The organism is Brevibacterium sp. HMSC063G07 (genome assembly GCF_001810665.1).
Lineage (GTDB): Bacteria > Actinomycetota > Actinomycetes > Actinomycetales > Brevibacteriaceae > Brevibacterium.
The window spans coordinates 336,995-358,471 of sequence record NZ_KV802321.1; the positions used below are offsets into that span (position 1 = coordinate 336,995).

Sequence of the window (21,477 nt, forward strand, 5' to 3'; positions counted from 1 at the left end):
TGTTCGTATCAGATAACTCTTCAGGAGGTTCCCGTGTCACAGACTCCAGCCGCCATTCTCGGCGGCAACCGCATACCTTTTGCCCGCGCCAACCGTGAATACGCCGAAGCTTCCGTGCAGGACATGCTCACCGCGGCTCTCGACGGGCTTACCGCACGATTCGGCCTTGCCGGCACCACGCTCGGCGCTGTCGCCGGCGGTGCTGTTCTCCGCCACTCCCGCGATCTCAACATCACGCGCGAAGCTGTTCTCGGTTCGGCTCTCGCACCGCAGACTCCGGCTTTCGACCTCGGGCAGGCGTGCGCAACAGGACTCGAATCCGTCGTCTCGATTGCGCAGAAGATCAAAGTCGGCCAGATCGAAGCCGGCATCGCGTCAGGAGTCGACTCCGCCTCGGACGCCCCCATTGCAGTCAGTGAAGGCCTTCGACGGGCGCTGCTGGAGGCTTCCCGCGCCCGCACTCTGCCAGCGCGCCTCAAAGCTCTGGCGGGCATTCGGCCAGCCGACCTCGCACCGTCACCTCCGAGCAACACCGAACCGCGCACCGGACTGTCGATGGGTGAACACCAGGCCCGCACCACCGCTGATTGGGCCATCAGCCGTGAGGATCAGGACGCGCTTGCCGCGGCCTCACACCGGAATCTTGCAGCCGCGTGGGACCGCGGATTCTTTGACGACCTGGTCACCCCGTACCTTGGCTTGACTGTCGACGGCAACCTTCGACCCGATTCAACCCCGGAAGCCCTTGCACGCCTCGGCACGGTTTTCGGTCACGGGCTAGATGCGCCTGCAACCATGACCGCGGGCAATTCGACACCGCTGACCGACGGCGCTTCTTCAGTCCTGCTGTCCAGCCCGGATTGGGCTCAGCAGCACGGTTTCGAGCCGCTTGCGTACCTGAAGGACGCCGAGGTTGCGGCTGTTGACTTCGTCACCGGCAATGAGGGCATGCTCATGGCTCCCGCCTACGCGGTGCCGCGCCTGCTGGCTCGCAATGGCCTCACCTTCGCCGACTTCGACTTCTTTGAAATCCACGAGGCGTTCGCATCGACCGTTCTGTGTCACCTCGCGGCGTGGGAATCGGAAGAGTTCTGCCGTGAGCGCCTGGGCTTGGACGCCCCTCTCGGTGCGATCGAACGCAGCAAGATCAACCCGAATGGATCATCGCTGGCCGCCGGTCACCCCTTCGCGGCAACGGGCGGGCGGATCGTCGCCTCGGCAGCCAAGCACCTTAAGGAAACCGGCGGCAAACGCGCTCTCATTTCCATCTGCGCGGCCGGTGGTCAGGGACTCACAGCAATTGTGGAGGCATGACATGGCTGATAAGTACATCAACATTGCAAACGGCCCGCTGGCAGGCATCATCAAGAAACTCGGACTGCCGGCACCGGTGAAGCTGCGGCGCTTTGCAAGCGGTTCGGCTTATCTGAAAGAGCCGATTCTGGTGGTCGGCACGGGCAGTGCAGCAGACCAGTTGGCTGACATGCTCAAGGAGAACAGCTTCAGCGTGCACCGCAGCTTTGACCCCGCCTACCGATACAGCGGAATCATTGCCGACTACACCCAGATCAAAGCGCCCGCGGACCTCGCAGAGATCTCCCTGGGGCTTGGTGCGGCGTTGAAGCGCATGAGCGCCTGTGCCCGGATCGTCACAATTGGCCACGCACCGGGCAGCAGTGTGTCTGCTGAACTCAATTCGGCACGCAAAGCAGTTGAAGGCATCACGCGCTCACTGGCACATGAAATGTTGCGCGGCTCAACGACAAACGGCATCCAGCTGGACGGCGTGGACCTCGACGCACCGAGCGTCCGGGGCGCCCTGTGGTTCCTCCTGTCCTCGAAGTCGGCCTATGTGTCCGGCCAGTTCCTACGCGTGAACTCGACAGCAGGCACACCGATTGGCGCTGAACAGTTCGCAGCGACTGGGGACGACGGCCCCCTAGCAGGGAAGACTGCTGTCGTTACGGGTGCCGCCCGCGGTATCGGCGCAGCGATTGCGAAGACCCTTGCCCGCGACGGAGCACACGTAGTCGGCGTTGACGTCCCGCCAGCTGGCGATGCTCTCGCGAAAACCATGAACTCGATCGGCGGACGCGCGTGCGCTCTCGACGTCACTGCAGAAGACGCAGGCGCCCGTCTTGCCGAGGATGTGGGCGCTGCCGTCGATATCCTCGTGCACAACGCCGGCATCACCCGCGACAAGCTGCTGGCCAATATGAATCAGCAGCAGTGGGAGGCGGTGCTTGCGGTGAACCTCGAATCACAGCTGCGCATCAACTCCCAGCTGGCCGATGCGTGGGGGAACGAACCGCACGTGGTGAGCCTCGCCTCGACATCGGGTATTGCGGGCAACCGCGGCCAGACGAACTACTCTGCCTCCAAGGCCGGTGTCATCGGAATGGCAGCTGCCTGTGCTGACGAGTTTGCTGCTCGCGGCGGCAGCATCAACGCGGTGGCACCCGGCTTCATTGAAACCGATATGACCGCGGCTATGCCGTTCCTGACCCGCCAGGTTGCCAGGCGCCTGTCCAGCCTCCAGCAGGGCGGTCTGCCGGTCGATGTCGCAGAGGCCATCGCGTTCCTTGCAAGCCCCGCGGCCGGCGGCATCAATGGGCAGACCCTGCGGGTGTGCGGGCAGAATATGGTGGGTGCGTGATGAGCACTTCCATCTATGTGAAAGCGGCTCTTACAGCACTGCGCCGCGGACCGAGGGCAGCATCCGCGCCCGCAAGATCCGTGACGCAAACGCACCGTATTGATCCGTCGGCGTGGGCGCGCTTCCAGCGCGTCACCTCGGGAACTGTGGGCAACCGCGTCAGTCCCGCCTATCTGCACACGCTGGGCTTCCTGCCTTCGCTCGAGCTCATGGCCGACAAGGCGTTCCCGCTGCCGGTGCTCGGCATGGTCCACGTCTACAACCGCTTTGAACTGCTGACACCCGTATGGGTGGATGACGAACTCGAGGTAGAAACGTCTGTTTCAACTCCTCGCCTACACACCAAGGGTGCTGTGGTCGATATTCACGTGATCGGTCGCCGAGGTGGAGCCTTGGTTTTCGAAGAAACCTCGGTCTACCTGGCTAAGGGTGCGGAGCTTATCGGCGCGGCAGAAGGCGAAGCGGTTCCGCGGATCGAATGGCACGCGGAAGGACGGCCAACAGCACAGTGGAAGCTCGACCCTGCAGTCGGCGGCAGCTACGCCGCTGTGTCCGGCGACCGCAATCCGATTCATTTGAGCGCAGTCGCAGCAAAGGCCTTCGGGTTTCCGCGGCGCATTGCCCACGGAATGTACACGGCTTCGCGGGCGCTCAATTCGACAGATGTCGAGCGTGAGTCCTGTGTGTGGGAGATCCAGTTCGCCAAGCCGGTCCTGCTGCCGAGCACTGTGGAATTCAGCCTGGCACAAGCCGGTGACGGCGTTACGACGGCTGTCACCCGAAAGACCGACGGAGCGCCCCACGTCATTTCCCGGATCCGTCCGCTGGGCGTGTAGGAGCCTCGCAGAACGGGTGGTGCACAGATGATTTTGCAATCGCCTGACCAGCGTGTAAAGTGTCATCTGTTGCCCAGCGCGGGTGGCGGAATTGGTAGACGCGCTAGCTTGAGGTGCTAGTGGCCACTTATACGGTCGTGGGGGTTCAAGTCCCCCTCCGCGCACAGTGTGAAGTCCCGGGACATCGTTCACTCGATGTTCCGGGATTTTTTGTGTGTGGGGCGGCTGATGTGTCGGGTCATCGTTCCCCGCTGTAGGTCCTGCATCCCCAAGCTGCGGGATGTGCAGATTAGGGCACATATGGAGGCAAGTCCATCACGGATCGCCTCTATATGTGCCCTAATCTGCAGAACCCACTGAAACCTGCGGGCTGTCTCTTGCCAGCGCGGCTGCTGGATGGCTGACTATTCCGCGTCCCCACACCCGTTAACACCACATCCACGCTTGAGCCGCAGGGAGACTCCTTTGAGCAGCCGAAACTCCCGTTAGAAGCTGTTGCTAAGGCGCAGAACCCGGCTAAAGGGTGTCGGCAGTCTGAATGTAGACGTGAACGATGACCCGACACATCACCGGAACTATGTCATGAGACATCCGCAACCCAATTCCCAGCGGCAGGGGTGAACGATGTCCTGAAACCACGCGGTTCGCCGGGGCCACCAACCATCTGGCACATCTGTGCACAGACGCCAGATAGGAGTGAACGATGCCATAACGAAACAGCTCACAGCGCACAAAGACAAACGTGGCCCGGAACCGAAGTTCCGGGCCTTGCGCTCTATCTGGGATCAAACGCACCGCAGACAGGGCTATAGGTCAACATGCCGGCGCATTTGCGTTGTTTGGCAGTTCATCCTACTTCACAGCCCACCGGATATCGGTGGCATTTCTGTTCTCGTCCTTGGGGCGGTAGTAGCGAATTTCTGTGACGTCAGTCTTGTCGTTCGTTTCCAGGAGCGCCCAACCTCGGACACAGTCACCCCAACTAGCCGGAGTCTCCGGATCGAGCACGGGTGATACGTCCTTGTTCTCCGACCATTCACCCGGGTGCTGGTAACGACGATTCTCCTTGTCGACCGCAGACCAATAATCAGTCGTGACATGCCCTTCCGCGTCTTCAACCCCAGCGGGCACGTCCGGCCCAAGGCAGACTTCAATGTCAACAGCGCCGACTTTCTTGCCCAAAGTGTCGGTCGTCACGCGGTACCCGTGCGCGGTGATCGAACCACCCTCCTCATCGTCCACAGTGTCGCCAATAGAAACCTTGATCGGTCCTTTGGGAGCTTTCGCGGCCTCCGTTTCAGTCACAGTTCCTGCTTGGCCATCTGGTCCGGATCCGCAACCGGAAACCAGTAGAAAAGCAGCAACGGCTGCCAGCATGAATGTACGTCGCATATTTCATCCTTATCTTGCGGCGCTGTTCGCTTATGCGTCCAGAATATAGCAAGGGGCAACAGAAACAGTTTTCTTCAGATGAGATTACGGTAGGTGAGACAGTTCGGTGATGATCACAGATTGTTATGCTCAGTACAGATTCAAAGGCCCGCAAATTTGCCCGTGATTTGCAACCAATATCGGTGTTTGTGAAACCTCAGCACAGAAACGCCCAATACAGCGATACCTGTCAATAGCCGGTGGATTCATACCAGCCACATAAGTGGGTTGGACCAGACAGCTTCAGCACTTCCTTCCAACGCGCCACGCTGCTGACACCGCGTACCAAACCCTGTAGGAAGAACGCGCGCTGCTCTTGCTCCTCGCGGTACGCTTGGCCTTATATCAGCTGAAAGAGCGCTGGGATGAACGGAGAACGCATGGCAGAAGCGCATCTCGAATCAGAGCTGACAACGGCAGCGGTATTGGCGACATACGGCCGCATCCACAAACTGCCTGTCGACCACGGCGCCCGTATTCTCAGCCCAGAGATCCGCCGTGTGCTCCTCGAGCGCTTCGCCCAGCAGGGCACACCCTCAGAGAAGATCAGCGAGATTGAAGGGCTCATCGCCGCAGCCCAACAGCACATAGGCTCTGATGCGGCCAAACCGCTCAGTGCTGTTGCCTACGACAAATCGCGTCGCCAGTTTGTTTCGCGTCTTGTCCGCGCCGGCAGTGCAGGCGTTCGTCTGTGGCCGCCCACCAGCCAAACCGTGCGCGCTCAGCTCGGCGGCCAACAGTGGAACACTGCCATGCGCAGCCTCGGCATTCCCATTTCCACCCGGGGCAAAGCTCCTGGGCCCACCCGGTTCAGCCGAGAAGAGTACGTGCAGTCTGTGACGGACTTTATTGCAGATTCTCAGTCCGACCAGTCCTTCCGCGCGTACGGTGAGTGGGTGGCTCACCAGAACGCCCTGGGAGCACACCGGCCTTCTGGACCGGCGCTGCGCAAGTTCTTCGGCAGCTGGTCCGCCGCGAAAGAAGCACAGGCTACTGAAAGACAGGAGTGACCCTTGAACATCGACTTCTCTGCCGCTCAGTCCGAAGTTGTTCAGATCTGCTCAGAGCTTATCCGGATTGACACTCAGAACTGGGGTGAAGGCAAGGCCAACCCCGAAAGGCCTGCCGCTGACTACATCGCCCAGAAGTTCAGAGAAGTCGGGCTTGACTCTGAGATCTACGAATCGGCACCCGGGCGAGCCAACCTGGTTGCCCGCATCAAGGGCAAGAACCCGGACAGGCCTGCACTTGTCATGCACGGCCACACCGACGTCGTTCCAGCAGATGCATCCGAATGGAGCGTCGATCCTTTCGGCGGCGAGGTCAAAGACGGACTGCTGTGGGGCCGCGGTGCTGTGGACATGAAGAACGGCTGCGCCATGATCGTTGCCGTCGTGCGCCAGATGATGCGCGAGAACATTGTTCCTGACCGCGACATCCTCGTGGTGTTCTTTGCCGATGAGGAAGCAGGCGGAAAGTTCGGCTCCGGCTGGATGGTCGACAATCACCCCGACGTGTTCGCCGGGGCGAGCGAAGCTGTGTCGGAAGTCGGCGGCTACTCCGTCGATGTGCGCGGTGAGCGGGTCTACTTGGTCCAGACAGCGGAAAAGGGCCTGCAGTGGCTCAAGCTGGTAGCCAAGGGAACCGCAGGCCACGGCTCGCAGCGCAATGACGACAACCCCATCGTGAAGCTGGCCGAAGCTGTCTCTCGCATAGGCAGGTACGAATGGCCCGTAGAGATTCCTCAGGCAACCCGTGAACTGCTCAAGGGTGTGGCGGAACTCACCGGAATCGAATACACGGAGGAGAACTTCCCAGCTCTGCTCGCCGAACTCGGCTCAGTGGAGAAGTTCGTCGGACCGACATTTGCCACAAGCGCAAACCCGACTGCACTTGCCGGGGGCTACAAGCACAATGTCATTCCCGGTTCAGCAGAAGCCCTCGTCGACTGCCGACCGATTCCCGGACGCACAGAAGACGCTCTGCTGAAGCTGAAAGAACTCGCTGGTCCAGACGTCGACATCGTCCCGGTGGTTCAGCACGTTTCACTCGAAACGCCTTTCGAAGGCGACCTCGTCGAGCAGATGAAGAACAGCGTCCACGCCTACGACCCGGACGCCCACGTCCTGCCCTACGCGCTGTCAGCAGGCACCGACAACAAAGCTCTGAGCTTCTTGGGGATCACCGGCTACGGGTTCATCCCGCTTCGCCTGCCGAAGGATCTCGACTTTCCCGCAATGTTCCACGGCGTCGACGAACGCGTCCCGACCGACACCCTGGAATTCGGCACGCAGATCCTGGGAGATTTCCTCATCAACGCCTAACCGGCGCGACTGGCATCCGCTGCACAATCAGCTGCCGACGTCGATGTGTGACCGCACTGCCCGGCGGCCCCCAATAACGGGTTTCCCGGGCAGAGTGGCAATCACAACCCCGAGCACCACCAGCCCAATTGACACCAGCGAAGCAGGAGTGAATGCCTGTTCGCTTCCCGCCACCGCGTCAATGATGAGCGAACCGCCCATATTGCCCACCAGCGTTGACAGGCTCAGAATGAGCACGCCCAGCCGAGGAACAATGAGCGCGGACACCAAGATGAAGGCAACGCCGAACAGACCGCCGGAATACAGCAGCGGTTCAGACGGAAACCTCAGCGGGGGAGTGCCTGCGGCAAACACAACGGCGCAGGCAACAGCCAAGGCAGCAAGGCCGACCACGAAGTTCATCGTCGTCGCGGCAAGCGCAGAACCAGAGGCGGCTGACAGCCTCCCGTTGAAAGCGTGCTGCAGCCCTGTGAGCGCACCGGACGCAAAGGGAATCAGAGGAATCCACCACTGCAGGCCGGACGTGAATGCTCCGGCGCTCACAATCGCCACACCCACCAGAACGACGGCAACACCGACGAGCCGGCCGAGGGTAATCGGCTTCGGCCCGCCGGCGGGCAGCCGTGTGCTGTCTACGATCAGCGCACCGAGCAGCTGGCCAGATGTGAAGCTCATAGTGAAAACGGCTACGCCGAAAGCCGGAACCGTGATGCCTTGGGCTATGACGATCGTGGTGCCGCCGAGCCCGCCCAGACACATCCACCAGGGAAGGGCCTTTGAGCGCAGAAGCCCGACAGTGGTTGCAATGGCTCGCCGCCCGGCGGGGAGTATCGCAGTGACAATGGAGATGAGGACGAGCCCGCCGCCGAAAGACACGGCCGCACTGTAGATCCAGTGGCCGATTTCGACGGTCAGTTCACCGTTGTACTTCCCCTGCAGGGAAACCGCGAGTCCGGTCGCAATGGCCGGAAAAATGTAGAGGAGATTGGGGCCTGACCTCATGCGGTGCGCACGACCGTCATAACGCGGCGACGCAGCCAGACGGTCTTCTGGCCGCCCATTCCGACTACTGTCCGGGCCAGCTCCCAGCGGCCCGTATCAGCCGCTTCGGTCAGTGCCCGCAGCGATTCGCTGCGCGAAATCTTCGGGTGGAAAGTCACCTGGCGCACTTCGTATTCGATTTCTCGCTTCACCTGGGCTTCGCTCCTTCCCTGGGGTGGCCGTCACTGTATCATCGCGTTAGCCTGATTCTATGGTGAAGATCATCTTCGCGCGCCACGGACAATCGGAGGCGAACCTAGCAGGCATCCTCGCCGGTCGCCGAGGTGCCAATCCGCTGACGGCGACAGGCCGCCAGCAGGCGCGCGACGCGGCTGGTCTGCTGCCTTCCGGCGTCGCTCTGTGGCGTGTCTCTGACATAGCACGATGCGCCGAAACGGCTGATCTTCTGATGTCCGCCTACGCCGAAAAACACGGCTCGGCTGCTCCGACTGCCGCCGTGATGGAAGAGTTCTCTGAAGTCGACTACGGCGACTGGTCTGGCCGTCGACTTGAAGAGCTGCGCACTCTGCCCGCGTGGGACCGCGTGCAGAACAATCCGCAGGACATGGTTTTCCCAGGCGGTGAAGCACAGCACGACGCCTGGCTTCGAACACGCCGCGGAGTCAGGCTTGTCCTCAGTGAGCTCAGCGTTCTCGAAAGCGGCGCCACGGCAGTTGTAGTAACCCACGGTGACATCATCAAAATGGCTGTCGCCGATGCCCTGGGCATGCCGCTGCAGCACTTTCAGCGAACCGCCGCAGCCCCCGGATCCCTGACCACAGTCGACTACTCGGGTCCAGTTCCCGTGCTTACCGCCATGTCCGTGTCGTCCGAGGGGCAGACAGGACAGGCGCGAACACTTGGGGGAGGGGCCTGAACAAGCCCGGCGGCGCCTGGTAATCAGGCGGCGGTGAGGACTCCCGTGCCCAGCAGCACGTACAGAAGCAGGCCCAGGGCAATCCGGTACCACACGAAAACAGCGAACGACTTCGTCTGCACGAACTTCAGAAAGCCGACGATAACGACATAGCCCACTACGAACGACACGAAGGTGGCCAGAAGAGTCGGCCCCCAGCCGATCGTCATGGACGCCGTTCCTTCAATCTGATCCTTTGCCGCCTTGAACAGGCTGTAGGCGCCCGAGGCCATAACAGCGGGGATAGCCAGCAGGAATGAGTAGCGTGCCGCGGCGGGCCGGGTGAAGCCCATAAAACGACCGGCCATGATCGTTCCGCCCGAACGTGAAACACCGGGCACAAGGGCCAGCGCCTGCGCAAATCCGAATGCGAGTCCCTGGCCCCAGTGCATGGTTTCCAGAGTGTTCACCCGCTTGCCGACCGCGTCAGCCACGCCGATGAGAATCGCAAACACAATGAGCATCGTCGCAACGATCCACAGCGACCGGAATGTCGAGGTGATCTGTTCTTCGAACAGAAGTCCCAAAACTCCGATCGGAATAGAGCCGATGATGATCAGCCAGCCCAGGCGGACTTCGGGATCGCGCCGATCGTGTTTGCCGACAAGCGCTTTGCACCACTTGGTGATGATCGTGACGATGTCATTCCAGAAGTAGACGAGCACGGCAAGTTCTGTGCCGACCTGAATGATGGCGGTGAAGAACGCTCCCGGCTCACGGCCCGGCATGAGCAGCTCACCTACGATCCGCAAATGCGCAGACGAAGACACGGGCAGGAATTCAGTGAGTCCCTGCACAATTCCCAAAATGGTCGCCACTAGCCAGTCCATGCGATCCCTTCGAAACGACTTCCGGTCCTGCCGGTCTCAGCAGGCCCTACGGGACTCTAACGGACAAGGCTGACCAGTGTGCGGAAACTCGCCCGCAAATCGCTTAGAGCTTGCCCACAGTCGACGCCCGAGTCTCAGTCGTCGTCTTCGTCATCCTCATCGTCAGAGTCGGGGTCGTCGAAGTCATCGTCGTCATCAAAATCGTCGAAGTCGTCGTCGAAAGTGCCGTCTTCGCGGGCATCTTCTATGTCGTCGAAAAGCTCGAACGGGGTTACTTCGTCATAGGCGACGTACAGTGCGTCTTCGTAGACTTCATACGCGTCAGCAAGTGCCATGTAGGCGGCTTCGACGCGTTCGTCGGTGTCGGAGGTCCGTTTGACTGCGGCCGCGTAGTGTTCGCGGATGGCTGCGATGAAGGCTTCGAGGGCGACTTCCGGTTCTGAGCTCATAGTTCCATCGTAACCGTGTGTGAGCTGAGCGACTACCCTGTTGACTATGGCTCCCAGCGAATACTTCTTCCCCGCTCCCGACCGGTTCATCGTGGGCACCGTCGGCCTGCCGGGGGACCGCACTTTCTATCTGCAGGCAAAGGAGGCCGATCGGGTTGTCACCGTTGCGCTCGAAAAGGAACAGGTCGAGCTTCTCGGCGAGCGAATCAACGAACTGCTGGACATGGTCAGGTCTCGTTCGGCTGACGGCTACATGATCCCTGCCGGACCGGACCCGGGCGATGCTGACAACGCCAACCTCGAAATGCCGGTCGACCCGGAGTTCCGCGTGGGCACAATGAGTTTGGGGTGGGACACCCGCCGCCGTCACCTGGAAATCGAATGTTCCGCGATAAACCTTGGACCAGACGACGATGATGCTGAAGCGCCGGTCCTGCGCGTTGTTCTGTCCGCGGAATCTGCCCGTGAGTTCGCCCGTCGCGCCGACCAGGTTGTCAACGCTGGTCGCGCCGACTGCCCGTTCTGCTCCCTGCCCCTGGATCCGGGCGGTCATCTGTGCCCGCGTGCCAACGGGGTTCCCCGATGATCGAATCCGCTCTGGCGCAAGCCCAGGTGACGGTGCTCGGTCAGGTGCCCGGCGCCTCGAACGAAGTTTTTCTGTGCCTGCTGGAAGGGGATTTTGGCTCCGGGCCGACTATGCGGCGGGGCATCTACAAGCCGGTTCGGGGTGAACGGCCCCTGCGAGATTTTCCGGCCGGTTCGCTGGCGCGACGAGAAGTCGCGGCCTTCCGCTTGGCGCGTCTGCTGGGCATTGACGAGGTGCCGCCGACTGTCTTCCTTGATGACGGCCCGCTGGGCCCGGGGTCGCTGCAGGCATATGTGCTTTCCGACAGTGACTACGAGCTCCCCGTGACTGTTTGCCCGCCCTCTGAGGTCCCTGACGGCTGGCTGGTCGCTGCAGCCGGTGAAACCGAGACGGGCGAACAGGTGGTCATTGCGCACAGCCCGGATGATGGGCTGCTGCGCTTGGCCGTGTTCGACGCCGTGGCCAATAATGCTGACCGCAAAGGCAGCCACATTCTGCCCGGCACGTGGGATCCGCACGCGGCCTCTCGATTCTGCGGAATTGACAATGGGCTGTCATTCCACACGCAGCCAAAGCTGCGTACAGTCCTGTGGGGCTTTTCGGGGGTGACAGTGCCGGATTCGATGCGCTCAGCCCTGGACTCTATTGCCGGTTCGGTCCCAGATGTCCTCGCCGAATACCTGACCCCGGATGAGCGCGGGGCACTGGCGCTGCGGGCGGGAATGCTCGCTCAACATGGAACTGTGCCGTTTATGCCCCAGGACCAGCTTGCGATTCCCTGGCCCCCGATATAGACGACAGGCGGCTATGCTGGGTGGCGTGAAATCTTGGTCAGCTCCCGAAGTTCCGACTCTGTCCGACTTCCCAGTGCTCCCGCCCGCCCCAGCCGACAGCACCGTCTACAGCACATCGGCCCGCGGACCTGTCAGCGGTCTGCTCAACGACGGGCAGGCCCGGCTCTACGTGTGCGGCATCACGCCCTACGACGCAACGCACCTGGGACACGCATCCACATACGTCGCATTCGACGTTCTCCTTCGCACGTGGATTGATGCGGGGGCCGATGTTGTGTACGTCCAGAACACCACGGATATCGACGATCCCCTTCTGGAGCGCGCCGATGCGACGGGAGTTGACTGGCGCGAACTCGCCGACAGTCAGATCCGGCTGTTCTTCTCTGATATGGAAGCACTCAGAGTCATACCGCCTAAGCACTACATAGGGGCGGTAGAGTCGATTCCAGACGTCGTGACAGCAGTGGAAGACCTGCTTGATCAGGGAGCGGCCTACACGCTGGACAACGGCGACGTGTACTACCGCATCGGCACACAGGTCGAACCGCCGTTCGGCTCCGAATCTCACTACAGCCGCGAGCAGATGCTGGAGATCTTCCCCGAACGCGGGGGAGACCCCGACACGCCCGGCAAAGAAGATCCCCTCGACGCTCTTCTGTGGCGTTCTGCCCGCGAAGGCGAACCGCAGTGGCCCGGCGGGAAACTGGGGCCGGGACGTCCCGGCTGGCACATTGAGTGCGCCGTCATCGCCGGGAAGTACGCGGGCTATCCGCTGACCGTGCAGGGCGGGGGATCGGACCTGATCTTCCCGCACCATGAAATGGGTGCTGCTCATGCGATCGCACTGACCGGCACGCCGTTTGCCGACGCCTACATGCACACCGGCATGGTCGCCTATGAGGGCGAAAAGATGAGCAAATCCCTGGGAAACCTGGTGCTCGTGTCGAAGCTCACCGCAGCGGGAACTGACCCCATGGCCATCCGGCTGGCCATTCTCGGCAACCACTACCGGTCTGACTGGGAGTACAGCGGCAGCGTCCTGTCTGCCGCAGAGAACCGGCTCGGCACATGGCGCGCAGCCGCCGAGTGTGCAAACTCTTCCGATCCGGCAGACGTCGTCGCCGAAATCCGCAGTGAGCTTGCAGACGATCTCGACACGCCGAACGCCCTGTCGGTGATTGACGACTGGGCTGCAGCCCGACAGACCGGATCAGTCGCTGATGAGAACACGCAAGCCGTTGTCGCTGCAGTCGATGCTCTTCTGGGCATCAAACTGTGATTCCCGCTTAACGGTCCTCTTCGCGGCGGCGCAACAGCTTCTCGAATTCGCGCGCAATGTCCTCGCCGTCGTGCGCACCGGCGAGGTCGTACTCTTCTTCCATCATCTTGATGCGCTTGGCCAGTTCGGCGTCAGCTTCTGCAATCATGTCTACCCCGTCAGACCACGCCCTGGCGGCTTCTGTCAGATCATCGGGCTCAAAGGTGGTGCCGATGACGTCTTCGAGTGCAGACAGAAGCGCCAGACCTGCCTTGGGTGAGGGCGACAGCGCAGCGTAGTCAGGCACTGCGCACGTCAGGGTGATTGCCGGAATCCCCGCCTCGACCATAGAAACGGCAAGCGCGTCCTGCAGATTCGCAATTCCCTCGTATTCCTGCTGCTGCACCCCCGGGCAGTTCACGATGCCAGGGTCCTCTGAGGTCAGCCGCACGGGCAGGCTGCGCGTGTGGGGGACCGCGGCCGGCTCTGAGGCCAAGAAGATGACGACATCGCTGTCTGGATCCAGTGAATCCAGCAGGTCTTCGATGAACTCCTCCCACATGTCGAGGGGAGTCGGACCGGACACGAGCAGCATGTTCAACGACCTGTCCGACCGCTCAACTGAGCCTTCTATTCCGATGACGTGCGGGTACACAACAACGGGCTTGCCATCGGGGCGGACGATGAAAGGCGGATGCTTCTCGCGGTCGTAGCTTTCGGCCACGCTGAGATCGACCAGGCGGCCGTCGTCTATGTGATGTTTGAGGACGTCGATCACTACGGCGGCCGCATCGTCGGGGCTGTTGGGCCCCTGCAGGCCGATGACCACAGCCTGACCGCCCTGACTGGGAAGAAATGCCATGTCGTCAGCCTAGCCGCGTTCACCGGGGCGTTGCTCTTAGACCATACGCAGCTTTTAGGGTTGAGGCATGGAATTCTCTGGAGTCCTGTGGGATATGGACGGCACAATCGTCGACACCGAACCGTACTGGATTGAAGCCGAACACCGGCTGACCGCTCAGTACGGTCTGCCGTGGTCTGAAGAAGAGGGGCTGAAGCTCGTGGGCAATGCTCTGAGCGTGTCCGCCCAGGTGTTCATCGACCTCGGCGTACCGCTTGAGCCGCTGGAGATCATCAACCGTCTAACGCAGGACGTCATTGCCCAAGTGCAGCAGCGGGTGCCGTTCCGTCCCGGTGTGCGAGAGCTGTTCGGGCAGCTTCGCCGGGTCGGCATTCCGTCGGCAATGGTCACGATGTCGTTTCGGCCCTTGGCCGACGCCGTTGTCGCCAGCCTGCCCGAAGGCACCTTCGATGCGGTCATCACCGGAGACGAGGTGGAGCACGGCAAACCGCACCCGGAGCCCTACGAGGTGGGTGCGAAGGCTCTGGGCCTGCGTGCTCAGGAATGCATAGCGATCGAGGATTCCCTCAACGGAGCCCTCTCGGCATCAAGCGCAGGGGCCCGCACTCTCGTTGTGCCGTGCCACATTGATATTCCAGACGACCCCCGCTGGTCGATTGTTCACAGCCTGGAGGGCCTGTCCCTCGAAGACTTTGCGAAGGCGGCTACCTGCCGGCAATCGAAGTGATCTCCGGCGTTTCCGGCGCCCGGCCTCCCCAGGCTGGGCATATGTCCTTGAAATGACACCACCCGCACAGGGGTGATTTTTTCGGCCGCCAGGTGTCGGTCAGGGCCGCCTGCACGATGTCGTCCCAGATGTGCAGGATTTCGTCTTCCGTCCGCTCGATGTCTGTCATCTGCGGCCGCATGGCCTTAATGGTTCCGGAGCCTAAGTACATAAGCTGCAGTGTGTGGGCCAAAGTGCCGTCCGTGCGGTGTTTGAGGACGCCGTAGAAGCGCATCTGGAACTCCGCTTCCCGGGAGTATTGGGGTTTGGGCTCTTTGCCGGTCTTGTAGTCGACAAGCCGCACTTCGCCTCCCGGGGCCACATCGATCCTGTCGATGAATCCGCGCAGCAGCAGGCCATTGTCCAGTTTGGCCTGCACAAACTGCTCTCGTCCGGCCGGCTCCAGACGGTCGGGCAGTTCGAGTGTGAAATAGCGGTCCACCAGCTCGCCTGCCTGAGCGAAGAGCTTCAGTCGGGAGGGTTCGTCAGGGAAAAGCTCAGCGAGCTCCGCGGCGTTCTTGTCTGCAAGCTCCCCGAAGCTGGGCGCTATGAGGGAGCGCGCAGCGGCGGCGGTCCTCTCCTCGGCTGGCAGATCAAAGAGCCCCTCGAGAACAGAGTGGACGAGCGTTCCTTTGAACGCCGCTTCACTCGGCGGTTCTGGCAGCTTGTCGATTGTGCGGAAGCGGAACTTCAGCGGGCACGACACGAAGTCATTGGCGCGCGAAGGTGAAAGAGCATTGAGCGAGACCATGAACACAGCCTAGTAGGCACGCGGGCGCAGGTCGCAGTGTTTCTGCGTCTGCCGGTTATGATGTCGCATATGGCACAAGCGAATGCTAGCAAGGACGGCACCGCCGGCGGCCTCGTGATCGGTCGCGCCCTCGGTGCGCCCATTGTGCTGTCATGGACGTGGTTTATTGCCGCGATTCTCATCACGGCCCTGCTGGCGCCGTTCATTCGCACCCTGTCACCCAGCATGACCATAGCAACGTCGATGTTCGTCGCGTTCCTCTATGCGATTCTGCTTTTCGCGTCGGTCTTCCTGCACGAGTTCGCTCACGGTGTTGCCGGCACGCTCGGCGGGCAGAAGGTGTCTGTCATCGAGCTCAACGTGTGGGGCGGCTTCACAAAGTTCGAACCGAAGATCGATGACGACTTCAAGCGCACCTCGATGACGAGCTTCTACGTTTCGGTCGTCGGACCCGTTGTCAACATCATTTTGGCGGCAATCGGCTGGATCGGCATGAATCACTCCGACGGGGGCAGCGTGCTGTGGCTGCTGTGCGCCGCACTGACGTTTGCCAACGTGGCACTCGGCGTGATCAATCTGCTGCCCGGCATTCCGCTCGACGGCGGTTGGGCGCTGCAGGCCCTTATCTGGCGGTTCACCGGCAGCCAGTTCCGCGGCACCGTGATCGCAAGCATGATCGGCCGGATCGTTGCGGTCGGATTCGTCCTCGGCGCCATAGCCTATCCCTATATGACAGGGGCAAAGCCGGATTTCGTCACCATCATCTGGACGACTGCCATCGCGGTGATGCTGTGGGTCTCAGCCGCCGACGCCGCCGCACACGCCAAGCGCGCCCGCCGCATGGAAACCTACGACCTCGACCAGGTCATTCAGCCTGCTATCGCAGCCGCCTATGACGCGGATGTCCAAGAAACGCTGCGCGCTGCCGATGCCGCGGGCAAGGGCAGCGACCCTGCCCTCGTCGTCATCCTTGACCGTTCCGGACTGCCCAACGGCCTGCTCAAGCGACAGCTGGCCGAAAGATCGGCAACGACCGTCGGCGGGCCGGGAGCGGCCGTCGCCGGAGACTTCTCCAGCCCGCTGGGGGCTTGGATCGGCGTGCCCCGGGGAATTTCCGCCCCGCACCTGCTCGAATCGCTCACCCACAGGCCCAAAGCCCAGTTCTGCCTCATCATGGAAGGCTCTTCGCTCGCCGGCATCATCGACCTGCAGGAGTTCTTCCACGAACTTCTCGAAGACTGAGGCCTGACACGAGGGGCGTCTGAGGCAGAGACCACCCGGCTAGACTGGTCAATCATGAGCCACGAATCTGCACCCGCTCCGGCCGGAGCTGATGACCGTCGCGGTCTTCTCAAGGCAGGGGACAAGGTCCAGCTGACCGATTCCAAAGGCCGGATGAACACGATCGTCCTCAAACCCGGCGGGGAGTTTCACACGCATCGGGGCATCATCTCCCACGATGACATCATCGGAGGCCCCGACGGCACGACGGTGCGCAACTCCGTCGGCGTCGAGTACCAGGTGCTCAAGCCCCTGTACTCCGACTTTGTTCTGTCTATGCCGCGCGGTGCGGCCATCATCTATCCAAAAGACGCAGCCCTCATCACGGGCTTCGGCGATATCTTCCCCGGAGCGCGTGTCGTTGAGGCCGGTGTGGGCTCGGGAGCTCTCACCATCGCCCTCCTGCGAGCTGTCGGCGATTCCGGCAGCGTGCACTCCTTTGAGCTGCGCGAAGAGTTCGCCCAGATTGCCGAGGGCAATATCTCGGATTTCTTTGCAGGCCCACACCCCGCGTGGAATATCACCGTGGGGGATCTCGCCGAAGAGCTCCCCAAAGCCTATGGCCCAGGCGAAGTCGACCGCGTTGTGCTTGACATGCTTGCCCCCTGGGACTGCCTGGACGCTGTGACAGAAGCCCTCGTTCCCGGCGGTGTGCTCATCGTCTACGTTGCGACCGTCACTCAGATGTCGCGCACCGTGCAGGCACTGCAGGAATCAGGCGACTACACCAAACCGCACGCTTTGGAATCAACGGTCCGCGACTGGCACCTGGACGGTTTGGCTGTGCGACCCGAGCACCGCATGATAGGCCACACGGGGTTCCTCGTCTTTGCTCGCCGCGTGGCTCAGGGGACGACTCCGCTGCGCCGGACCAAACGAGGTCAGCAGGCGCCTCCGGATCAGCGCGACCTCGATGTCTGGTTCGGTCCCGAAGTCACAGACGAATCCGTTGGGGTCAAATACCCCACAGCGAAGAAGATCCGCCGTTCCGTCCGCGAGGCGGGTTCCCGTCTCGACATTCTCAGCAGCGAAGGAGAGCTCAATGGATGATTCGACAATGCGACAAGAACTGTCGAAAGTCCGCCAGGACGCGGCAGGCCTCCGACAGCAGCTGTTTTCAGCTTCCCAGCGCAACGAACAGCTCAGCACAGCTCTGAAATCCGCACGTGCGGAACTCGACCGTCTCAAGACCGAAGCTGAGAGGATTGCAGAACCGCCCAATTCCTACGCGGTTGTGCTCGGCACCGTGCGCGATGGCGATGTTGTCTTCGCCGACGTCCACTACGCGGGCAGGCCCATGCGCCTGTCTGTGAGCACCGAGGTTCCTCTGCGAGAGCTCACACCGGGCCGCCGCGTCCGACTGACCGAGGGCCTGGTGATCGTGGAGGCTCTCGGCTTCATTGACGAAGGTTCGGTTGTGACAGTGCGCGAACTCATTGACGACACGCGAGTGCTCGCCGCAACCTCAACCGACGAAGAGCGCGTCGTCACACTCGCCCAGCCACTGCGTGACACCCGGGTTCGGGTGGGCGATTCCCTCGTCTTCGATTCCCGCAGCGGCCTCGTTGTCGAAAGACTCGAAAGGGCCGAAACAGCTTCGCTCATGCTCGAAACAGTTCCGGACATCTCCTATTCCGACATCGGCGGTCTGTCCGCCCAGATCAGCGAAATCCGCGATGCCGTCGAACTTCCCTTCGAACATCCGCAGCTGTACACCGAACACGGCCTCAAACCACCCAAGGGAATCCTGCTGTACGGACCTCCCGGCAATGGAAAGACCCTCATCGCCAAAGCCGTTGCGAACTCACTGGCCCAACGCCGCGGCGGGGAGAACCCCCGCTCCTACTTCCTCAACATCAAGGGCCCAGAGCTTCTGGACAAATACGTCGGCGAAACCGAACGCCAGCTGCGGACCATCTTCGCCCGCGCCCGCGAAAAGGCCACAGCGGGTTCACCCGTGGTCGTCTTCTTCGACGAAATGGAAGCACTCTTCCGCACTCGCGGAACCGGCAAGTCCTCCGATGTCGAAACCACGATCGTTCCCCAGCTGCTGACCGAGATCGACGGAGTAGAACAGCTTGACAATGTCATCGTGATCGGCGCGTCCAACCGCGAAGACCTGATCGACCCCGCGATTCTGCGCCCTGGTCGTCTCGACGTGAAGATACGCATTGAGCGCCCCGACCGGGATGGCGCCAAGGACATCTTCAGCAAATACCTGACAGAACAGCTGCCGATTGCCGAGTCCGAGATCACGACGACCAAGGCAGCCGCCGTGGACAGCCTGATCGAACGCTGTGTTGAAGAAATGTACGCACATACCGACCGCAACCGCTTCGTCGAAGTCACCTACGCAAACGGCCGCCGCGAAATGCTCTACTTCGCCGAGTTCACCTCGGGAGCCATGATCTCCAATGTCGTCGACCGGGCGAAGAAGCACGCCATCAAGGCCTACCTCGACCTGGGTGAGCACGGCATCACGTGGGATCACCTCTACCGGGCGATTCGCGAAGAGTTCAGCGAACACGAAGACCTGCCGAACACCACAAACCCGGACGAATGGGCCCGCATCTCCGGATGCAAGGGCGAAAGGATCACCCACCTGGTCCTGGCAGCCGATGTCGCCGACCGCGAGAGCCGCACAGACACGGCTGCCGAGAGCGACACCTCGTCAATTCAGACCGCACGCGGAGACAGCAGCCTCATCTGAGGCGATGTCTGCCGGTTAGGATCAGCCTTTGGCTGATCGCCCGCCGACAGCGCGGGCGATCACACGCCAGCCCACGAGGGTCAGGAAATTCATCGCGGAGGCAACGATGATGAACGGTCCGGCGATTCCCGCCCCGAACGAAAAACGGGTGATCATGCCGACCAGAACAGTCGTCGACCAGATTGCGACGCCGGTGCGCATGGGCGCCAGGGGAGCAGTCCATGCGGCGCTGAGGATCCACGCGCACGCAAGGCCTACCAGGAACGGCCACGATGTCTGAACAACTCCGTCGAGCGTGAGAACCTGGGCGTGGGTGTAGAAGCCGACAGCCGCAAAGGCAACCACCAGGACGATGTCGGCTGCGAGGGCGGTCAAGATATGAGAAATACGAGAAGAACGCTTAGCCACAGACCAAAGTCTACGAAAGGCAGTGAGGCACAATGATCACCGTCCAGCGGATCATGGGCTCCGAAACCGAGTTCGGCATCGTCGCCGTAGGCGGTCGCCCGCAAGCCCCCATGCGCGACTCCGCGCGCGTCGTCGACGCCTACGCTGGGCCTCGCGGTCTGAAGTCCGCCCAGAGCTTCTGGGACTTCGGCTCAGAAACGCCGCTGGCAGATGCCCGGGGCTTCCTCATGAACCTGGCCGATGCACACGAATCCCAGCTGACTCACCTGCCGCAGGAACAGCCGGAAGCGCAGTACCTTGCCAATGTGGTGCTGGAAAACGGCGCGCGCCTCTACGTTGACCACGCTCACCCCGAATATTCATCGCCCGAGGTCACAAACCCCCGCGACATCGTCACGTGGGACCGCGCAGGAGACCGGGTGGCCGAAGCGGCGGTGCATCAGCTGCTCTCAACGGGCCAGCCGGTCGACCTGTACAAGAACAACACCGACTCCAAGGGAGCGTCTTACGGCACACACGAGAACTACCTCGTCGACCGCAGTGTCGAGTTCGAAAAGATCACCGAGGGCCTGCTGCCCTTCTTCGCCACCCGCCAGATTCTGTGCGGAGCCGGCAAAGTGGGCATCGGACGGGAGGGTGAAGCGCCCGGCTTCCAGATCTCCCAGCGGGCCGACTTCTTCGAAGAGTGCGTCGGCTTGGAGACGACCCTGCGCCGACCCATAGTCAACACCCGCGATGAACCGCACGCAGATGCCGTCAAGTACCGGCGCCTGCACGTGATCATCGGCGATGCGACGCTGGCCGAAGTCGCCACGTTCGTGCGCTTCGGCTCCACCAGCCTCGTGCTGGGTCTGATCGAGCAGGGACTGGCGCCCCAAATCGAACTGGCCGATCCCGTCACCGCCCTGCAGACGGTGTCCCACGACCTCAGTCTCAGCGCACCACTGGAGTTGACCGACGGATCGACCATGACGGCGCTGGAGATCCAGCGCGCGTTCTATGCGGCGGCCGCTAAGGCAGCAAATCCCGATGACGAGCAGACCGCTCAGGTGCTGGCCGAATGGGATCGTCTGCTCACCGGTCTTGCAGCCGATCCCATGACGCTTGCGGACTCGATTGACTGGGTGGCCAAACTGTCGCTCATGAACGGCTATCGGCAGCGCGAAGGACTCGAGTGGGACAACCCCAAGCTGGCCCTCATCGACGTCCAGTACACCGACGTCCGCCAGGAGAAGGGACTGTTCTATCGGCTGGAACGTGCCGGGCGCTTCCGCCGACTGACGACCGATGACGAGGTGCGGCGGGCCATGACGACACCACCGGATGACACGCGCGCCTACCTGCGCGGCACGGTTGTCGACAGACTGCGCGATGACCTGGTTGCAGCCAGCTGGGAGTCAATCGTCATGCGCCGCGGCGAATCCGCCGTCAGGATCCCCATGAGCGAACCGCTCAAGGGCACGCGCGCTCTGCTGGAAGACCGGCTGAGCACAGCTGTCGACACCGAATCGCTGTTGGCGGCACTCGGGGTCACTACAATCAAAGACAACAACACTGACGACTACGGGATGTGAGCAC

Annotated in this window: 22 protein-coding genes and 1 tRNA gene; 15 read left to right on the forward strand and 8 right to left on the reverse strand. The window is 61.8% G+C overall.

The features are described from left to right. Positions 1-33 precede the first annotated feature (33 nt). The 4 genes from HMPREF2757_RS01565 (at position 34) to HMPREF2757_RS01580 (ending at position 3,656) form a co-directional block, all read left to right on the forward strand. Positions 34-1,314, forward strand: a complete 1,281-nt coding sequence (locus tag HMPREF2757_RS01565) for an acetyl-CoA C-acetyltransferase (protein ID WP_070572721.1) — start codon at positions 34-36, stop codon at positions 1,312-1,314. Position 1,315: 1 nt separating this feature from the next. Then, a complete protein-coding gene (locus HMPREF2757_RS01570; RefSeq protein WP_070572723.1) occupies positions 1,316-2,656 on the forward strand; it encodes a 3-oxoacyl-ACP reductase in 1,341 nt (446 codons plus the stop codon). Next, on the forward strand, positions 2,656-3,492 hold the full coding sequence (locus HMPREF2757_RS01575; protein ID WP_070572724.1) for a MaoC/PaaZ C-terminal domain-containing protein: 837 nt from the start codon (positions 2,656-2,658) through the stop codon (positions 3,490-3,492). The genes HMPREF2757_RS01570 and HMPREF2757_RS01575 overlap by 1 nt, the downstream gene beginning before the upstream one ends. 76 nt (positions 3,493-3,568) lie before the next feature. Continuing rightward, positions 3,569-3,656: transfer RNA gene (locus tag HMPREF2757_RS01580), tRNA-Leu, on the forward strand. Positions 3,657-4,344: 688 nt separating this feature from the next. Here HMPREF2757_RS01580 and HMPREF2757_RS01585 read toward each other — a convergent pair. Beyond that, on the reverse strand, positions 4,345-4,797 hold the full coding sequence (locus HMPREF2757_RS01585; protein WP_070572726.1) for a hypothetical protein: 453 nt from the start codon (positions 4,795-4,797) through the stop codon (positions 4,345-4,347). Between the two features lie 506 nt (positions 4,798-5,303). Between HMPREF2757_RS01585 and HMPREF2757_RS01590 the strand changes: the two genes are divergently transcribed. Both HMPREF2757_RS01590 and HMPREF2757_RS01595 read left to right on the forward strand, forming a co-directional pair. Then, positions 5,304-5,933: a hypothetical protein gene (locus tag HMPREF2757_RS01590; protein ID WP_141750123.1), complete on the forward strand. Its 630-nt coding sequence runs from the start codon at positions 5,304-5,306 to the stop codon at positions 5,931-5,933. A 3-nt stretch (positions 5,934-5,936) separates the two neighbouring features. Beyond that, positions 5,937-7,247, forward strand: coding sequence for a M20/M25/M40 family metallo-hydrolase (locus HMPREF2757_RS01595; RefSeq protein WP_083304036.1), 1,311 nt, complete (start codon positions 5,937-5,939; stop codon positions 7,245-7,247). Positions 7,248-7,274: 27 nt separating this feature from the next. On the opposite strand, the gene HMPREF2757_RS01600 is transcribed toward HMPREF2757_RS01595, so the two are convergent. Together HMPREF2757_RS01600 and HMPREF2757_RS01605 are read right to left on the reverse strand one after the other, a co-directional pair. Continuing rightward, entirely contained in the window at positions 7,275-8,249 is a 975-nt protein-coding gene (locus HMPREF2757_RS01600) for a DMT family transporter (RefSeq protein ID WP_070572729.1), read from the reverse strand. Continuing rightward, entirely contained in the window at positions 8,246-8,440 is a 195-nt protein-coding gene (locus tag HMPREF2757_RS01605) for a DUF5703 family protein (protein WP_070572731.1), read from the reverse strand. Before HMPREF2757_RS01605 ends, HMPREF2757_RS01600 begins: the two co-directional genes overlap by 4 nt. 59 nt (positions 8,441-8,499) lie before the next feature. On the opposite strand from HMPREF2757_RS01605, the gene HMPREF2757_RS01610 reads away from it, so the two are divergent. After that, on the forward strand, positions 8,500-9,165 hold the full coding sequence (locus tag HMPREF2757_RS01610; protein WP_070572732.1) for a histidine phosphatase family protein: 666 nt from the start codon (positions 8,500-8,502) through the stop codon (positions 9,163-9,165). 23 nt (positions 9,166-9,188) lie between these two features. Here HMPREF2757_RS01610 and HMPREF2757_RS01615 read toward each other — a convergent pair whose 3' ends face one another. Further along, positions 9,189-10,034: an undecaprenyl-diphosphate phosphatase gene (locus HMPREF2757_RS01615; protein ID WP_070572734.1), complete on the reverse strand. Its 846-nt coding sequence runs from the start codon at positions 10,032-10,034 to the stop codon at positions 9,189-9,191. 134 nt (positions 10,035-10,168) lie between these two features. Then, positions 10,169-10,483 (reverse strand): hypothetical protein, encoded by a 315-nt coding sequence (locus tag HMPREF2757_RS01620; RefSeq protein ID WP_070572736.1) that lies wholly within the window; start codon positions 10,481-10,483, stop codon positions 10,169-10,171. A gap of 46 nt (positions 10,484-10,529) precedes the next feature. Here HMPREF2757_RS01620 and HMPREF2757_RS01625 point away from each other — a divergent pair, with 46 nt between their 5' ends. The 3 genes from HMPREF2757_RS01625 to mshC are packed head-to-tail and all read left to right on the forward strand — an operon-like array spanning position 10,530 to position 13,142. Then, a complete protein-coding gene (locus HMPREF2757_RS01625; RefSeq protein WP_070572738.1) occupies positions 10,530-11,069 on the forward strand; it encodes a DUF3090 domain-containing protein in 540 nt (179 codons plus the stop codon). Continuing rightward, the gene (locus tag HMPREF2757_RS01630) at positions 11,066-11,863 is read left to right on the forward strand and encodes an SCO1664 family protein (protein WP_070572740.1); all 798 of its coding nucleotides are present in this window, start codon (positions 11,066-11,068) and stop codon (positions 11,861-11,863) included. The genes HMPREF2757_RS01625 and HMPREF2757_RS01630 overlap by 4 nt, the downstream gene beginning before the upstream one ends. Before the next feature lie 25 nt (positions 11,864-11,888). Next, positions 11,889-13,142: a cysteine--1-D-myo-inosityl 2-amino-2-deoxy-alpha-D-glucopyranoside ligase gene (mshC, locus tag HMPREF2757_RS01635; protein ID WP_070573020.1), complete on the forward strand. Its 1,254-nt coding sequence runs from the start codon at positions 11,889-11,891 to the stop codon at positions 13,140-13,142. Between the two features lie 7 nt (positions 13,143-13,149). Here mshC and HMPREF2757_RS01640 read toward each other — a convergent pair whose 3' ends face one another. Further along, entirely contained in the window at positions 13,150-13,983 is an 834-nt protein-coding gene (locus HMPREF2757_RS01640; RefSeq protein ID WP_070572741.1) for a PAC2 family protein, read from the reverse strand. 67 nt (positions 13,984-14,050) lie between these two features. On the opposite strand from HMPREF2757_RS01640, the gene HMPREF2757_RS01645 reads away from it, so the two are divergent. Next, positions 14,051-14,710 carry an HAD family hydrolase gene (locus HMPREF2757_RS01645; protein WP_256278245.1) on the forward strand — a complete coding sequence of 220 codons (660 nt, stop codon included), beginning with the start codon at positions 14,051-14,053 and terminating at the stop codon, positions 14,708-14,710. On the opposite strand, the gene HMPREF2757_RS01650 is transcribed toward HMPREF2757_RS01645, so the two are convergent. Continuing rightward, a complete protein-coding gene (locus HMPREF2757_RS01650) occupies positions 14,688-15,500 on the reverse strand; it encodes a RecB family exonuclease (RefSeq protein WP_070573022.1) in 813 nt (270 codons plus the stop codon). The two genes, HMPREF2757_RS01645 and HMPREF2757_RS01650, sit on opposite strands and share 23 nt — an antisense overlap. 69 nt (positions 15,501-15,569) lie before the next feature. Here HMPREF2757_RS01650 and HMPREF2757_RS01655 point away from each other — a divergent pair, with 69 nt between their 5' ends. Genes HMPREF2757_RS01655 through arc form a run of 3 tightly spaced genes read left to right on the forward strand, consistent with a single transcriptional unit; the run spans position 15,570 to position 19,491 of the window. Continuing rightward, on the forward strand, positions 15,570-16,742 hold the full coding sequence (locus tag HMPREF2757_RS01655; RefSeq protein WP_070572744.1) for a site-2 protease family protein: 1,173 nt from the start codon (positions 15,570-15,572) through the stop codon (positions 16,740-16,742). Positions 16,743-16,796: 54 nt separating this feature from the next. Continuing rightward, positions 16,797-17,831 carry a tRNA (adenine-N1)-methyltransferase gene (locus HMPREF2757_RS01660; RefSeq protein ID WP_070572745.1) on the forward strand — a complete coding sequence of 345 codons (1,035 nt, stop codon included), beginning with the start codon at positions 16,797-16,799 and terminating at the stop codon, positions 17,829-17,831. Beyond that, positions 17,824-19,491: a proteasome ATPase gene (gene arc, locus HMPREF2757_RS01665; protein WP_070572747.1), complete on the forward strand. Its 1,668-nt coding sequence runs from the start codon at positions 17,824-17,826 to the stop codon at positions 19,489-19,491. The genes HMPREF2757_RS01660 and arc overlap by 8 nt, the downstream gene beginning before the upstream one ends. Positions 19,492-19,512: 21 nt before the next feature. On the opposite strand, the gene HMPREF2757_RS01670 is transcribed toward arc, so the two are convergent. Further along, positions 19,513-19,899, reverse strand: coding sequence for a DUF3054 domain-containing protein (locus tag HMPREF2757_RS01670; RefSeq protein WP_070572749.1), 387 nt, complete (start codon positions 19,897-19,899; stop codon positions 19,513-19,515). 32 nt (positions 19,900-19,931) lie between these two features. Here HMPREF2757_RS01670 and dop point away from each other — a divergent pair, with 32 nt between their 5' ends. Then, on the forward strand, positions 19,932-21,473 hold the full coding sequence (gene dop, locus HMPREF2757_RS01675) for a depupylase/deamidase Dop (RefSeq protein ID WP_176745863.1): 1,542 nt from the start codon (positions 19,932-19,934) through the stop codon (positions 21,471-21,473). Positions 21,474-21,477: the final 4 nt, after the last annotated feature.

Coding starts and splice junctions, on each gene's coding strand:
- HMPREF2757_RS01570 (WP_070572723.1), top strand. CDS start 1,316: ATGGCTGATAAGTACATCAACATTGCAAACGGCCCGCTGGCAGGCATC.
- HMPREF2757_RS01575 (WP_070572724.1), top strand. CDS start 2,656: ATGAGCACTTCCATCTATGTGAAAGCGGCTCTTACAGCACTGCGCCGC.
- HMPREF2757_RS01590 (WP_141750123.1), top strand. CDS start 5,304: ATGGCAGAAGCGCATCTCGAATCAGAGCTGACAACGGCAGCGGTATTG.
- HMPREF2757_RS01600 (WP_070572729.1), bottom strand. CDS start 8,249: ATGAGGTCAGGCCCCAATCTCCTCTACATTTTTCCGGCCATTGCGACC.
- HMPREF2757_RS01610 (WP_070572732.1), top strand. CDS start 8,500: ATGGTGAAGATCATCTTCGCGCGCCACGGACAATCGGAGGCGAACCTA.
- HMPREF2757_RS01615 (WP_070572734.1), bottom strand. CDS start 10,034: ATGGACTGGCTAGTGGCGACCATTTTGGGAATTGTGCAGGGACTCACT.
- HMPREF2757_RS01620 (WP_070572736.1), bottom strand. CDS start 10,483: ATGAGCTCAGAACCGGAAGTCGCCCTCGAAGCCTTCATCGCAGCCATC.
- HMPREF2757_RS01625 (WP_070572738.1), top strand. CDS start 10,530: ATGGCTCCCAGCGAATACTTCTTCCCCGCTCCCGACCGGTTCATCGTG.
- HMPREF2757_RS01630 (WP_070572740.1), top strand. CDS start 11,066: ATGATCGAATCCGCTCTGGCGCAAGCCCAGGTGACGGTGCTCGGTCAG.
- HMPREF2757_RS01640 (WP_070572741.1), bottom strand. CDS start 13,983: ATGGCATTTCTTCCCAGTCAGGGCGGTCAGGCTGTGGTCATCGGCCTG.
- HMPREF2757_RS01645 (WP_256278245.1), top strand. CDS start 14,051: ATGGAATTCTCTGGAGTCCTGTGGGATATGGACGGCACAATCGTCGAC.
- HMPREF2757_RS01650 (WP_070573022.1), bottom strand. CDS start 15,500: ATGGTCTCGCTCAATGCTCTTTCACCTTCGCGCGCCAATGACTTCGTG.
- HMPREF2757_RS01655 (WP_070572744.1), top strand. CDS start 15,570: ATGGCACAAGCGAATGCTAGCAAGGACGGCACCGCCGGCGGCCTCGTG.
- HMPREF2757_RS01660 (WP_070572745.1), top strand. CDS start 16,797: ATGAGCCACGAATCTGCACCCGCTCCGGCCGGAGCTGATGACCGTCGC.
- arc (WP_070572747.1), top strand. CDS start 17,824: ATGGATGATTCGACAATGCGACAAGAACTGTCGAAAGTCCGCCAGGAC.
- dop (WP_176745863.1), top strand. CDS start 19,932: ATGATCACCGTCCAGCGGATCATGGGCTCCGAAACCGAGTTCGGCATC.